Source organism: Candidatus Pelagibacter sp. PS_06 (assembly GCF_059418045.1).
Map to the genome: position 1 here is coordinate 303,204 of NZ_CM182078.1, position 17,079 is coordinate 320,282.

Here is a 17,079-nt window from a genome sequence, read left to right on the forward strand (position 1 = left end):
ATGTTCTTAAAATTTTTAGATAGGATTGGAAGAAAAAAGGTAGTTTTAGACAGAGGTCCCTCGCATCCAAGATATAATGAAGCAAAACCTTGGATGAATAGATATTATGTTCTCTTTAGATATAGACCCAAATGGTTTCCCTTTAATATTTTAATCCATGAAATGTTAGCAGACGATCATGGTGAGGGGGTTCACAATCATTTGTGTCCTTATATAACAATAATTTTAAGAGGTGGTTACTGGGAGACAACTAAAAAAGGTAAGTTTTGGAGAAGACCAGGCTACATAGGGTTTCGTTCCGCAAATGCTCATCATAGAGTAGATTTAAAAGAAGACACAAACCCTATGACAATTTTTATACCAGGGCCATTTGGACTTAGAAAAGGGTCAAGATCAGAATATGGTATAGATTTTAAAACTAAAAAATGAATTTAAATCAATTATTTCAAAATCATTGTAAGAAAAATAATTTAGAAATTAATCCCAATCAATTAAATCTAATTAATGAACTTAATCATTTTTATGATTTAAATTTTAATCAGTCATTTTTAAAAAAAATATTTTCTAAAAAAAACTCTAAGTCTGGCTTTTATTTATATGGAGACGTTGGCGTTGGAAAAACTATGATTTTAAATTTTTTCTTAGATCAAGTAAATGAGAGAAAATTAAGAAAACATTTTAATGAGTTTATGCTAAATTTTCATGATTTTTTTCATGATAGAAAAGATAAAAATGAAGAAAATATAATTAATCAATTTGTTAAAGATTTAAAATTAAAAGCATCTTTAATTTATTTTGATGAATTTCAAGTAACTAATATTGTCGATGCAATGATTTTAGGAAAATTATTTGATCAAATATTCAAAGAAGATATTAAAATTATTGTTACTTCCAATACTAAAATTTCAGAGCTTTATAAAGAGGGTCTTCAACGAGATCAGTTTAAACCTTTCATAAAAATAATGGAAGATCAATCAATTGAACATGAGCTGAAAATTGAAGATGATTATAGAAAATCAAACGATAATCAAAAACAAAGATATTTTTATCCACTAAATGAAGAAACAAATTTTAAGATTAATAAATTTTTCAGAACTATCACAAAAGGAAAAAAACAATCTTTAAAGACATTAAATGTAAAAGGAAGAGATTTTAAAATTGAGAATTTTTATGAAGGTATTGCAAGATTTGATTTTAATGAACTCTGTGATCAAAATTTGGGAGCTGAAGATTATTTAGAAATAATAAAAAATTGTAAATTTATTGTAATAAATCAAGTACCTCAATTTAGTGATACTAATTCAAATCAACAACAACGTTTTATAACTTTATTAGATGTTATTTATGATAAAAATATTTCAATAGCAGTTACTGCTGACCAAAATTTAGATCAATTTACTTCATCAAGATTATTAGAAAAACCATTTAAACGTACTATTAGCCGTTTATATGAATTAACATCTAAAGAAAATAATTTGTGATACAGGAATTTTTTAATCTTCAAATAAATACCAATGGTCAAAAGCTATATGAATTTACTAATGATACCATTCAATGGATTAATAAAAAAAATTTTAAAAACGGTATGCTTAACTTAAGTATTCAGCACACTAGTGCATCATTAATTGTTCAAGAAAATGCTGATCCCGATGTTCAAACAGATTTAATAAATTATTTTGATAAATTAGTTCCAATGAATAACAAATTATATGTTCATACCACTGAGGGTGAAGATGATATGCCTGCGCACATAAAGTCAGCACTAACTAATAATCAAATATCTTTAAGTATTAAGGATGGTGAGTTGCTGCTTGGAACTTGGCAGGGATTATATTTGTTTGAACACAGACTTTACCCACAACAAAGAAAAATTATTCATCATTTTCTTGGTGAGCTTTAGGTTTTTTTTTCAGACTTTTATATTTAATTTTAATGATGAAATTGAATTAATTTATCCAAAAAACTCAATACTTTCTTGGCAGACGAAGATTTTTTAGAAAAAACACCTAATATGACCATATAAATTTTTTTTTTAGTTATTTAATAACATATAAATATTTTTTACCCATAATGGTCAAAAATTTAATATATCTATAAATAAAATGATTTAAGAAGCTTATAAATGCTTAAAAAATTAGTCAAAATATCTTTAATTGTTTCACTTGGTGCGTTGATTTCTTGTGCAAAGAGAAGTCCTGAACCAATAACATCTGATGTGATTTTAAAATCTGCTAAAGGTGACTTAGCTCAAATTAAAAAAATTAAAGAACAGAATGATCTATTTAAACAAGGCTTAAAGGTAGATTTATATACTGCAATTGCGCTCGCTATAGAAAATAATAAAGATTTAAAAGTTAAAATTTTAGAAACATCTCTTTCTTATAAAAGGATTGAAGATGTAGAATTTGACATGCTACCATCAATGACAGCTAATGCAGGTTATACTGGTAGTGACAGATATAAAGCCACAACAAGTGCAACAGTTCCAAGTAGTGATAAAGCGGGAAGCTTGGGTTCATCTTATTCTACATCAAGAGATAGAGAGGTGAATGAACAGGACATTGGTTTTTCTTGGAATATATTAGACTTTGGTCTTTCTTACATTAGAGCAGGACAAAGCTCTGATAGATATTTAATCTCAAGAGAATTGGAACGTAAAGCCGCTAGTAACATTAAAAGAGATGTAGTTAGAGCTTATTGGAATGCACTTTCAGCAAATAAATTAATCAAAAGATATGATCCATTATTAATTAAAGTAAATAAAGCTTTAAACGATAGTCAGAAAATCGAAGAACTGTTGTTACAAAAACCTATGGACGCTCTTTTATATCAAAAAGAATTATTAGATATTCAAAGAGCATTACAAAGCCAAAAACAAAGTTTTGTTAATGCTAAAATCGAATTAAGGTCGTTAATGGGCTTACTGCCTAATGAAAAAATTACTCTTGTAGAAACAGATCTACCATTGAATGAATTAAATATGAAATTAGATGAAATGGAAAATTATGCGCTAGTGAATAGATCAGAATTAATGGAAAACCGTTATGAAGAAAGAATTTCAATTGCGGAGACAAAAGCGGGTATGAGATCTTTGTTACCAGGTTTAAATTTTAATGCTTCATGGACGAGTTCATCTAATGATTATTTAATGAATAAAACTAACTTTGAATATGGATCTTCAATTGGTGCGAACTTATTTAATGTTTTTAGAGCACCAAAAATTAAAGAAATAAATAAAAAGACTACTGAAATTATACAAGAGCAAAGACTAGCTTTATCAATGGCGGTATTATCACAAGTTCACATATCTAATATCGAATATCAAATGGCTTTAGAGGAATATGAAACTTCAAAACGTTATTATGATGTTTCAAGAAAAATTACTCAGCAAGTTAGAAATGCGCAAAAAATTGCAAGATTTGGAGAATTAGAATTGATAAGAGAAGAGGCAAGTTTACTAGTTGCTGAACTAAGAAAAGATATAGCCTATTCAAAAGTTCAATTTAGTATAGCTCAAGTTTACACATCAGTTGGTATTGATGTTACTCATTTAGAAAGTAATAGTGCAGCTAAGGTAGGCACAAAAGAATATGCTCAAATTATTAAAAATAACTTCAAATTATCAGGAGAAAAATACAAATTAGATCTAAATACTGACGGAATTAATGCTAATAAAAATAGAAGAGTTGTAGATAGAGATGTAGGCAAGCCAAAGACAAAAGAAGAAAAAAAATTAGCAAGAGAACAAAAAAAATTAGCAAAAGAAAAGGCTAGGAAAGACAAAAAACAAGCCAAATTAAAGGATAAGCAGGATAAAAAATTAGCATTAGAAAAAGCTAAGAAAGATAAAAAATTAGCATCAGAAAAAGCTAAGCAAGATAAAAAATTAGCATTAGAAAAAGCTAAGAAAGATAAAAAATTAGCATCAGAACAAAAAAGATTAGCATCAGAAAAAGCTAAGAAAGATAAAAAATTAGCATCAGAAAAAGCTAAGAAAGATAAAAAATTAGCATCAGAAAAAGCTAAGCAAGATAAAAAATTAGCATTAGAAAAAGCTAAGAAAGATAAAAAATTAGCATCAGAACAAAAAAGATTAGCATCAGAAAAAGCTAAGAAAGATAAAAAATTAGCATCAGAACAAAAAAGATTACCATCAGAAAAAGCTAAGAAAGATAAAAAATTAGCATCAGAAAAAGCTAAGCAAGATAAAAAATTAGCATTAGAAAAAGCTAAGAAAGATAAAAAATTAGCATCAGAACAAAAAAGATTAGCATCAGAAAAAGCTAAGAAAGATAAAAAATTAGCATCAGAAAAAGCTAAGCAAGATAAAAAATTAGCATTAGAAAAAGCTAAGAAAGATAAAAAATTAGCATCAGAACAAAAAAGATTAGCATCAGAAAAAGCTAAGAAAGATAAAAAATTAGCATCAGAACAAAAAAGATTAGCATCAGAAAAAGTTAAGAAAGATAAAAAATTAGCATCAGAAAAAGCTAAGCAAGATAAAAAATTAGCTAAAATTAAATCTACCGAAGCTAAAAAATTAACTAAAGACCAAAGACGATCAAAGATATTAAAAGCTAAAGAAGAAAAAAGATTAAAGAAACAAAAAGCAAAAGAAGCTAAAAAATTGGTTAAAGACCAAAGACGATCAAAGATATTAAAAGCTAAAGAAGAAAAAAGATTAAAGAAACAAAAAGCAAAAGAAGCTAAAAAATTGGTTAAAGACCAAAGACGATCAAAGATATTAAAAGCTAAAGAAGAAAAAAGATTAAAGAAACAAAAAGCAAAAGAAGCTAAAAAATTGGTTAAAGACCAAAGACGATCAAAGATATTAAAAGCTAAAGAAGAAAAAAGATTAAAGAAACAAAAAGCAAAAGAAGCTAAAAAATTGGTTAAAGACCAAAGACGATCAAAGATATTAAAAGCTAAAGAAGAAAAAAGATTAAAAAAATTAAAAGCTAAACAAGCTAAAAAATTAGCCAAAGAAGAAAAAAAATTAAAGAAACAAAAAGCTAAAGTAGAAAAAAGATTAAAAAAACAAAAAGCTAAAGAAGAAAAAAGATTAAAGAAACTAAAAGCTAAAGAAAACAAAAAATCTTAGTGCTAGACTTAAGAATAAAAGATAGGTAATTTAAAGTTATGAATAAAAAAAATGATCAAAAAACTACTCAATCTAAAAATAACATTGAAATTAAAATAGATGCAAAATCTGGAAAAGCTTCAGGCAATCTATTCAAAAGAAATCCAGTAGTTTCAAACAATCCTTCTTTAAAAGTTGGTCAAAAATTATCTGGTAAAGTTGATTTTAGTGCAAATAAAAAAAAAACTAACTAGAAATAAAATTAGTTAAAAAAGTACCTTGTCATTCAGGCTTGAAAATAAAAATAAAAAATATTCTAATAAAACATCGGCAAAACAATTTGAAATTAGGGACAAATAAAATTTGTTTCTTTAACAGGTCAAGTTGATGTTCAAGAAAATATCTAGGATGATTAAAGTTTAGATTTTTTAATCTAATCTATTTTTTCAACTTATTTACCTCGAGTCTTGAATGATCAAAATGGGTTTTTTTTGCTTCTTTCACCCATAATGATCAAACTAAAAACTTCTATTTTTCATACTAAGCTAAAACTATTATATGGGTAAAAAATCCACAAAAAGTAAAAACAAAAAAATATTTATTGAACCTTTAGAGCAAAGAATAATGCTCGATGGTGCTGGTGCTTCTACGTTTTTGGATTTAATCGATGAAAGATCACAAGGTGATAGTTCAAATAAAACTATTTATGATGTTAAAAAATTTAAAGAAATAAAATCAGAGGATGGATCAAAAGACCTCCCCTTTACTAATGTTCCAAGAGATCAATTAAAAAGAAAACAAATTGTTTTCATTGATAAACAAGTTCCAGATTATGAAAAATTAGCAAAGTCGTTTAGAAAAAATGTTGAAATTCATTTTATTGAAACTAACGAAGATGGATTTAAAAAGATTGAGCAAACTTTAGAAAATGGTAGAAAATATTCAGCCATTCATATCATTGGCCACGGTAGTGCGGGACAAATTTTATTTGGAAATGCATTATTAACAAATGAGAGCCTAGATAATTACAATAATACATTAGTTAACATTGGTGAAAGCTTAACTAAAAAAGGAGATATCCTTTTTTATGGTTGTAACATTGCAGCAAACGATAAAGGAGAAGCTTTATTAAAGAAAATATCCAATTTAACTAAGGCTGATATTGCAGCATCAAATGATTTAACTGGTAAAGGTGGAGACTGGGTTTTAGAAAATAACTATGGAATTGTAGAAACAAAAAATGCCGAAGTAATAAATTATGAACACTTCTTAGCCTATGGGGTAAGCAGTGTATCTGGTCAAGGTGTTGAAAAACATGGTGCAAATAATTTTTGGCCCAGTTCATCTGGTCAAAAGGATTCTCAAATGAGGATAATGATTACTCTTGAACGAGAAAATATATCACAAGCAAATATTTCTACTATAGGTGGCCAACAAAGAACTAGTTCTTATAATAGTTTTGGTTCTGTTAGCTCATCTAATATGATTAATTCTTATATGGTCTATTTAAACGATAACACCAAACCCACTAAAAAAACAGCTTCATTTACTTTTGAAGGTGAAATTCTGGGATATTATAAAGAGGCAAAAAGAACAATAGGTGAAACTTGGACTAAAAAAGGTAAAACCTTTAACAACGAAGATTTTGCAAAACCAGGGGCAATTTATCCTAATAAAAAACATACATCAGTAGCAAAAGCTGGAAGAGAGTATGAGGAAGAAGGACAGGAAGATAAAGTTTCAATAAGTAATGGAAATAAAACATTAACTATGACAGCTCAAAATGGAAGCCCTGGAGATTTCATTAGAGTAATCACTAAGGCACCAGCAGCTAACACTGCACCTGTTGCAAGAGATGTAACTAAAGCTGTTAATGAAAATGCAATATCATCGCAAGGTGATATAGTTGCATCTTCTGATGATGCAGATGGAGATGCACTACATATTTCATCTATTTCGTATATAGATGTCAATAATCGACTTAAAAACCAGAGTATGCTTGCAAACAGGAATTACTCTCTTAATACCTATTATGGACTTTTAAACATTAATTCATCTACAGGGATATTTACTTATGATGCAAGTAGCACATCTTCTACTTACGATGCAGGTACGCAGGGATTAAGCGCAAGTACTTCCTCTTTTAATAGGATTAATCAGTTAGATGTTGGAGATACAGCGTCTGAGACTTTTACTTATACTTTAAGCGATGGAACAGCCGATGATACAGGGGTAATTACTGTTAATATTACAGGGATAAATGATACCCCTATCGCAGTAAATGACCAAAATACTATTACAGAAGGTGGAACGATTACACGATCTTCAACTACATCAGATACTAAAGAATTAGTAGATAACGATACAGATGTTGATGGCTCTGATAATAGAACAAATTTTAAAGTTACATTAGCAAAAAAAGGAAACGCGGAAAGAGCAGGTGATACAGCACCAACTGTTTGGAATGGAGATTATTTAGATCAAACAACAAGACCTAATGCAACGATTAGAGGAGATTACGGTTCATTAACAATTTATTATGATGGATCATATACGTATACAGCTGACTCACAAATTGCAGGATTAGATAGTGGAGAAGAAGTAAGCGATTATTTTAATTATTTAGTTAAAGATGACTCAGGTGAATTTAATGCAAAAATTCCAACTGACTCTTCCCCAGTGCCTTATGATAAAAATAGTTATGGTGTTTTACAAATTTCAATTAGTGGTGTTGATGATGAAGCGGTTAATGCTGCCCCTACAGTTACAAATGATACCGCATATGTATATGAGGATTATGTTGTAACAGCTGTTAATGGTGCTAGTGCTAATGATGGATATTCATCATCTCCGTTTAACAGTTCACACGCAATATCAGCAGATAGTAATTATAATAGTGCCCATGGAGATCATACAGGAGATTTGCTTTCAAATGATTCAGACAGTGATGGTGATACGCTTACAATTACAGCAGTAAGACAAAAAATTTTTAATGCTCCATTAAACATGCAAAATGATTATACAGATGTTGGCGCAAGTACATCTGTGATTGTTAATGATAATAATAGGGAACTTGGTAGTGGTGGTCAAACAGTTTCAGGTAATTATGGAACACTATCAATTGGTGCAGATGGATCCTTTTCTTATGCTGCAACTGCATCTGCTACTGATACATTAGATTTAAATGAAACTGTTACAGATTCTTTTGAGTATAAAGTTTCTGATGGAACTGATATTGCAATTGGAACCTTAACAGTAACTGTTAAAGGAATAAATGATTTGCCAGTTGGAGTGAATGATACAGACTCTGTAACTGCAGGATCAAGTATTTCTAGATCTAACGATACTGAATACGATGTTTTTGTTAATGATACTGATATTGATGGAGATGATATTCATAGTAACTTTACCATGTATGGAATTTACCATCAAACAACTAATACCCAAGGAACCTTTTCTGGTGGTAGCTCAACGATTAATGGTACTTATGGAACGTTAACGATTAATACAAACGGAAGTTACAGTTATGATACATCAAGTAATTCAAATGCATTAGCACTTGGAAACGGTGTAACTGCATCTGATACATTTAGATATTCATTTTACGATAATGATGGCTCTTCAAAGTTGAGTGGAATCAATAAATATGCTGTATCCAGTTCACCTTCAGCACAAGCGCATTTAATAATAACAGTCACTGGACAAACTCCTAGAACCACAAATGACACAGGTTATATAGCAGCTGGATCTACTTTAAATGTTGCTGATGGAGCTAGTGCAAATGATGAAGATACAAGTGGAGATAACAATGATGCAACAGGAGATCATACTGGAGATGTATTAGGAAATGATACAGGAACTTCAAATACGGTAACAGCAATTTCATCTTCAACAGGTGAAGCAGGAACTATTGGCTCAGCTTTAGGTGGATATTATGGAGAGTTAACAATAAACGCTAATGGATCATATACTTATGAAGCAAATAACGCAGCACAACTTGGTGCAACAACAGCAACAGATGTATTTACTTATACCGTAACAGATGCAACTAGCGGAAACACTGGTACTGCAACAATTACAATAACAGTTTTAGGTTCAAATGATGCACCGACTGCTTCGGATGACACTGGATATATAAATGAAAATTCAACATTAACAGTTGATTGGGATGTTGCAGATGATGAAAGTGGAACTGATAGTGATTATAACAATGAAAGCGGAGACCATACAGGTGAAGTTTTATTAAATGATGAAGACGTTGAGGGAGCTACAATTACAGTTACAGCCATTAGACATAGCGAAGATGCTAGTGCTGATGCAACTTCTATAACAGCAAGCACAACTTATTCAAATGGATCTTCTATTTTAGGAGATTATGGTGTTTTAACAATTGGTGCAGATGGAAGTTATACTTATAATGCTAACACTGCAAATGCATTAGATGATGGCGATACCGCAACTGATGTATTTACTTACACTGTTTCAGATGGAAGCTTAACTGATACTGGAACATTAACAATTACTATTGAAGGAATTAATGATGCACCAGTTGCACAAGATGATTATGGTTTTATAGATGAAAATGCAACCTTAACAGTTAGTGCAACAGCAGATGCAACGACAGATCATATAACTTTTGATACAAACAACTCATCAATCACTGCAACAACAGTTTCTGCAACAGATAGAGAGAGATATCCACAAGATCTATCATTCAATAGTGATGGTACTTCTGTTTATATTGGTGGTCCAAGTACGGATAAGATATTTGCATATGAATTAGGAACAGCTTACGATATTTCATCTTTACAAGACTCAGATACAACTAGTGTTCAGACTAATTTGGATGATGTTAGAGGTGTTACAGTTAAGGGCGATGGTACAAAAATATTTTTCACTGGAACGTCTGGTTCTGATAATGTTATTAAACAATTTTCATTAACAACTGCTAATGATTTATCCACTGCAGATACTGTTGCATACAATGCATCTTCAAATACTGATGGATATAAAGAATACACATTTACTGATTTTACATATGTTCGGCAGCATGGATTAACATTTAGTTCAGATGGAACTAAGTTTTTTGTTCTTGAAACAGACAACAGTAATTCAGATGATTTTCTGCATCAATATTCATTATCAACAGCTTGGGATATAAGTACAGCAAACCATGATGGTAAATTAACACTACAAAGTGATATTTATACTCCATTAGGTTTTTCAAGAGATATTTGGAAACCCAGAGGACTTACTTTTAATAATGATGGAACAAAATTACTTATACAAAACCAAGGTGCTCCAAATAATATTGTATTCCAGCTAACTCTTAACTCTGCCTATAACATAAACGATACGGTCACATTAGAGGAAAGAAAATTACTTACATCAAGTGGTTATGTTTATGGATTAGCTTTCAATGGTGATGGAACAGAGTTAAATATTATATCTGATGATGCATCTAATATAAAATATTATAATCTTGATTTAACAAATACAGCTTATGATATTGGTAAGTATCAAGAAACTGGTACTACAGGGGAGTCTACTGGAAATGTAATAGACACACAATCAGCTTCTCACTATGACAATGATGTTGATGATGCATCTAGCTTAACAATTTCAGCAATTAGAACAGGAACAGAAGCTGCTGGAACTGGAACTTCAGGTAGCGTTGGATCATCTTTAACAGGAACTTATGGAACACTTACTATTCAATCAACTGGTGCTTATACTTATGCTGCTAATACTGCTGCAACGGAAGCATTAGATGCAGGTGATGTTGCAATAGATTACTTTACTTATACTTTATCTGATGGAACAGCTACTGATACAGCACAACTTACAATAAAAGTAACAGGGGTAAATGATGCTCCAACTACAACAAATGATACAGGCTATATTGCTGAAGGTTCAACCTTAGCAGTTTCAAATGGAGGCTCAGCTGTTACTGGAACAAGCAACGGAAGTAATAGTGGGGATGTTTTAGATAATGATACGGATATTGATATAACTGCCGATTCTTCAGGAAATGTAACAGAAAGTTCTGATGATGCCTTAACGGTTACAGGAACAGTAAGTCAAAGTGGTGGAACAAATTCAGCTGGGGGCTCTGTCAGCACAAACAGTCAAACAGCAAGCGTTGGTTCAGCAGTTACAGGTTTGTATGGTTCTTTAACATTAAATTCTAATGGTTCTTATTCTTATGTTGCAAATAATGCAGAGTCTTTAGATGTTGGAGAAACGGTTACCGATGTTTTTACATTTACAGTAACTGATACTCAAAGTGCAACAACTACAGCTACTTTAACAATTACAGTCATTGGAACAAATGATCTTCCAACTTCAGCTAATGCAACAGTTTATGTAAATGAAAGAAACACTGATGCATCATATGGGGAAAGAACCCCTTCAGCTAATTTTATTAAAACTTTTGCATCAAGTGATTTTGCTTTTACGGATGCGGATACTTCTGATAGTAGTTTAAGTGCAATTAAAATTGCAACCTTACCATCATCTGGAACTTTAACTTTAAGTGGATCTGCAGTTTCAGCAGATCAAGAAATCGCTACAGCTAGTATTTCAAGTTTAGTTTATACCCCAACTGCTAATTCTGAAAGTAATGATAGTTTTACCTTTAAAGTTTCAGATGGAACAGGTTTTAGTGCTTCAGCTTATACAATGACAGTAAGTAATAATGCTGCTCCAGTGGTAACTGATAAAAATATTGAAACAGCTGTTATTTCTGGAGGGGGTACAAGCACAGGGGATGTTCATAATTTTGTTACAGATAGTGATGATGCTGACAGCGTTTTAGTGGTAACAGGGGTTGCCGCAGGAAATGAAAGCACAAACTCTTCAATTATTTCCAACGGTACAGGAGTTGGATCTGCTATTGCTGGAAGCTATGGAACATTAAATATCGCTGCAAACGGAACTTACACTTATACTTCAACAGTTTCTTTATCAGCTGGTGCAAGTTCAGTGACGGATACATTTACATATACAACAAGAGATAATGAAACAGATACAGATGAAAATTATGCATATGATACTGGAACAATCACATTTACTATTGTTCCATCGTTAACCTTAGTAGATGATACGGATACGGTAACAGTTGGAAATACTGTTACAGTTAATGATGGAGATGCAGAAGATGTAATTGCAGACGACAGTACATCTACAGGAACTTTAACTGTCTCCAATATCTCTTTTACTAACAGTTCAGATACTACAACTACAGAAACGGTAACAAATAGTGGGGTTACTATTACAGGATTATACGGTCAGTTAACCATTTACGAAAATGGAAGCTATACTTATACGCCAAATCAGAATGCATCAACTGCTCTTGATGCACTTGAAACTGGTACTGATGTTTTTACTTATACAGCAACCAATGGAACGGATAGTGGAAATGCTACTCTTACTTTTATAGTAACGGGTATTAATGATGCTCCAACCTCTTCTGACGCAACAATAAATATAAATGAAAACAATCAAACATCATCAGCAGGGGATAGAACACCATCAAATATTACATATACTTTTTCATCAAGTGACTTCGCTTTTTCAGATACTGACACTGGCGATGCAATTACGCATGTAAAAATAGTAACTTTACCAACTAATGGTGATTTATCTGATGATGGTACAAATATTACCTCTACTAATTATGAAATGGCCATTGGGGATATTGGTGATCTTGTTTATACCCCAGATGCAAATTCTGAAAGTGATGATAGTTTTACCTTTAAAGTTAAAGATGGAACAACTTATAGTTCATCTGCAGATACTATAACTATTTCAGTTAATGCAGCACCTGCAGCTACAAATTATACACATGGATCTTCGGTTGCAACAAGTGCTACAGCAAGTTCTAATCTTGTTTTATCAGTTGCAAATAGTGGAGTTGATAAAATTGATGATAGTGATGATGAAAGTGATAGCTCAAGCCATGTTTTAACAATTACAGGGGTTGCATCTGGTGCTGAAAGCTCAACTATTCCAAGTGGGAGCGTTGGTTCAGCTGTTACAGGAACTTATGGATCTTTAGTTTTAAATTCTAATGGAAGCTACACTTACACAGCAAATGCTTCTAATAATATTACCTTTGGAGGAACTGCAACTGATGTATTTAATTATGCAGTTCAAGATGATGAAGGAACAACAGGGAGCGCAGGATCGAATGCCTTAGATGTTGGACAATTAACCTTTACGGTTCAAGCTTTAGGAAACGTTGCACCCACTGCATCTGATGGAACAATTTATGTAAATGAAAATAACCAAGTATCCTCAGCGGGGGATAGAACACCAAGCAATATATCCCATACATTTCAAGCAAGCGATTTTTCACTTTCTGATACAAATGAAGCTGCAGGACAAGCATTAAATATTAAAATTGTAACGTTACCATCCTCTGGAACTTTATCTTATAGCTCAACTAATCTTACCTCATCCCATGTAAATTCAGGAACTTCTACAACGTACACAGTTTCAAAAGCAAATATTGGAAATTTAGTTTACACCCCTAATGCAAACTCTGAAGCTGATGATAGTTTTACTTTTAAAGCTTATGATGGAGTTACAGATAGTACATCAACTTACACAATATCAGTTTCTGTAAATGCTGCACCAAATGTAACAGATACCACGGTTTCTGGAACGGTTGCTGCAGGTGCCACAAGTACTGGAGATGTTCATGATGGTGTTGCTGATAGTGATGACGCTGACAGTGTATTAGTGGTAACAGCTGCAAAAGCTGCTTCTGAAGGTGGAAGTTATTCAACAGTAATTAATTTAGGAAGTAATAGTAATTTAGTAACAGCTGCAACAACTTCTTCTAATGGATTGTCTGTTTCTGGTACTTATGGAACATTAGTTATTGGTGCAGATGGGTCTTATATTTATACAGCAAGTGCAACTAATAATATTGCATATGGAGCAACAGCTACCGATACATTTACTTTTTCAACTAAAGATGATGAGTCAAATTCAGGCTCAACAGCTTACGATGTAGGTGAGCTAATCTTTACTGTAGGCTCATCAGTTTCTCTTGCGGCAGATGTTGATACTGTTGATGAAGATGCAACCGTAACTGTTGCTAATGGTGACGCAGAAGATGTATTAGAGGATGATACAAGCGCATCAACTGTTTCTCATATTGGAGCTGCATCAGACAGTTTAACTTCAATTTCAACTTCTCAAGCGATAACAGGTACTTATGGAACTCTAACCATGTATGCAACAGGAGCATACTCATATGTTGCAGATCAAACAGCAGCTGATGCTTTAATTGCAGGAGCAACAGCAAATGATGTATTTTATTATAAAGCAGCAGGTGCAACAACAACATTAACTATAACAGTTACAGGACTTGGCCCACTAGCTGCAAATGATACAGGCGTTGTTAATGAAGATGCAACTGTTACAGGAACAGCAACAGTTTCAGGAACAGGTGTTCTTGGAAATGATGACAATGGTGGAAGCACTTATGAAAGTGAAGACTCTACTTTAAGAGTTACACAAGCAAAACCAGATGGAGGATCTTATACATCAGTTGCCTCTGGAGGATCTTCAAGCATTGTTGGGACCTATGGAACATTAACCCTTTATAGTACAGGTCAATATTCTTACACACCCAACAATACAACCGCACAAACAATTACAAAAGATGCAACGGTAACCGAAACTTTTGTTTATGAAATAAAAGATGATGCTGATGTTAACGCTAGTACTGCAAATCTAGTATTTACAATAACTGGACTTAATGATGATATAACTGCAGTAGATGACATGGATAGTGTTGATGAAGGAACAAGTATTATAAGAGACAATACATCTGCTTCTTCATTAGATTATGATGATTTAGATCCAGATAGTGGTAACACTTTTGCAACTCATCAAATAACAGCTATAAAATTAGGAGGTACCGAAGGATCGGGTACAGCAGGGACAATAGGGGAGCCTTTAAAAGGAACATATGGAAGATTAACAGTTTTTGCAGATGGAAGTTACATCTATCAAGCAAATAATAATATTTTAGATGGAGACGGTAACAGAATTATCTCAGGCGATACCGTCACAGATACATTTAATTATACTGTATCTGATACAGATGGAGATACCGATACTGCAGTATTAATTATTACAATTAATGGAACTAACGAACCACCGGTTGCAGCAACAGACTATGGTGAATTAGATGTAGGAGGATCCTCTTTATCTAAAACACCTTTAACAGGGGTTACTTCAAATGATGCTGACATTGAAGGATCTGATTTAACCGTAAATGGAATAAGAACAGGGGGTGAAAATGATACTGGAACAACAGGGAATATAGGCTCACCACTTACAGGAACATATGGAAATATTACTATTAATGAAGATGGAAGCTACACTTATGAATTAGATAACACCAATGAAAATTTAGCTAAAATCCCTGAGGGCCACAATTTTTATGAAGTATTCACCTATACCGTAACAGATGACACTGGACAAACATCAACGGCTGAAATTGTCATTCAAATAAATGGTGTAAATGATGCTCCAACCGCTGTAGATGATGAGGCAACATTAGATTTAGAAACATCATCAAACTTAGATAATTTAACAAGTAGTTCTAATTTTGTTAAAGCAAATGATAATGATGTTGATTTATTTGATGACATTACCATAGATTCAATTCGAACAGGACAATCTTCAGACACTGGAACATCGATTACAGTTGGACAAAGTTTTACATCAACTTATGGTAATTTCTTTATTCAGTCTAATGGAGGTTATTCTTATAACGCAAACGATGGATTGGCTGACACATTAAAACCAGGTGAAAAAATTTATGAGTATTTTACTTATACGATTACAGACAGTGCTGGATTAACTGCAACTGCTCAGCTTACAATTGAAATATCTAGTTCGGCCAATCAATCAAATATTGAATTGCAAGAACAAGGTTTCCAAGACCTTATAACCACAGCCTCTTTAAATGGAAAAGATCAGTATGATTTACCAGATAGAGCACCCTTAGATTCATCAAACTTTTATGAAAGTCAATTTACGATTGGTAAATTTAATGAAAATTTAAAGCTAATTGATCTAAGAGCTCAGTTTAAAGATAAAGATGGAAACTACACAACTTTTTCAAAAGGAAATCCTGATGATATTTTAGTTCTACAGTTTTCAGTATTTAACGATCCAGGAATTGAACTTGTTCGTTACAAAGGAGAAATGAAGGATGGTTCTGCTTTACCAGACTGGGTTAAGATTAATCCTAAATCAGGAGTAGTAGTTGCAGAAATTCCATCAGACATAGATTTATTAGAATTTAAAGTAATTGGAATTGATGACAAAAACAATGAGTTTGAAATTGCGGTTATAATTGAAGCAGGTGAGTTAAGAGCTGACAGAGAACTTGCAAAAGAGTTTGCTGGTGAGATTGATGAAAACATATCTGTGGATGAAGATGGAAATGTTGAAGTTCAGTCAGGTGAAGAACAAACTAATAATGAAACTGAAAATAAATCAATTAATGGTAATGAAGTAAAAATTAAATCTAAAAAACAAATTAATGATTTTGTTAAAGGTGATGTGTTTAAATCCAAACCTTATATTAGAGATAACAAATATATCATTAACTTACCCGATGAAATTAAAAATAATTTAGAAAAAGGTATTGCAGTTTTAAGAAATGGGGAAAAAGCACCTAAGTGGGTTAAAGTAAATTTAAATAAAGGAGAATTAATTTTAGATCCTCCTAAGAATTTAAAAAATTTAAATTTAACAATTGTGACTTTAGATAAAGATGGAAACAAAATATCTAATGATGTTACATCAAAAATTAATAAACGTTCTGCTGAAAGATTTGCCAAACAAGTAGAGATTAAAGAACAATCAAAATTTGTCTCCCTGAATGATCAAGTTGGAAAAGAGAATTTTCAATTAGATGATTATGGTGAAGATATTTTGAGAAGATTATAATCCTCCAGGTTGCAAAA

General features: G+C 31.9%; 6 protein-coding genes. All 6 read left to right on the forward strand.

What is annotated here, in order from left to right:
* The 6 genes from AC5SLZ_RS01525 to AC5SLZ_RS01550 all read left to right on the forward strand — a co-directional run bounded on the left by AC5SLZ_RS01525 (position 1) and on the right by AC5SLZ_RS01550 (position 17,062).
* A complete protein-coding gene (locus AC5SLZ_RS01525) occupies positions 1–429 on the forward strand; it encodes a hypothetical protein (RefSeq protein ID WP_028036437.1) in 429 nt (142 codons plus the stop codon).
* A complete protein-coding gene (zapE, locus tag AC5SLZ_RS01530) occupies positions 426–1,481 on the forward strand; it encodes a cell division protein ZapE (protein WP_028036438.1) in 1,056 nt (351 codons plus the stop codon). The genes AC5SLZ_RS01525 and zapE overlap by 4 nt, the downstream gene beginning before the upstream one ends.
* Positions 1,478–1,900 (forward strand): secondary thiamine-phosphate synthase enzyme YjbQ, encoded by a 423-nt coding sequence (locus tag AC5SLZ_RS01535; protein WP_494615874.1) that lies wholly within the window; start codon positions 1,478–1,480, stop codon positions 1,898–1,900. The genes zapE and AC5SLZ_RS01535 overlap by 4 nt, the downstream gene beginning before the upstream one ends.
* Before the next feature lie 222 nt (positions 1,901–2,122).
* The gene (locus tag AC5SLZ_RS01540; RefSeq protein WP_494615876.1) at positions 2,123–5,101 is read left to right on the forward strand and encodes a TolC family protein; all 2,979 of its coding nucleotides are present in this window, start codon (positions 2,123–2,125) and stop codon (positions 5,099–5,101) included.
* Between the two features lie 38 nt (positions 5,102–5,139).
* Positions 5,140–5,334: a hypothetical protein gene (locus AC5SLZ_RS01545; protein ID WP_028037256.1), complete on the forward strand. Its 195-nt coding sequence runs from the start codon at positions 5,140–5,142 to the stop codon at positions 5,332–5,334.
* 304 nt (positions 5,335–5,638) lie between these two features.
* A complete protein-coding gene (locus AC5SLZ_RS01550) occupies positions 5,639–17,062 on the forward strand; it encodes a cadherin-like domain-containing protein (RefSeq protein WP_494615877.1) in 11,424 nt (3,807 codons plus the stop codon).
* Positions 17,063–17,079: the final 17 nt, after the last annotated feature.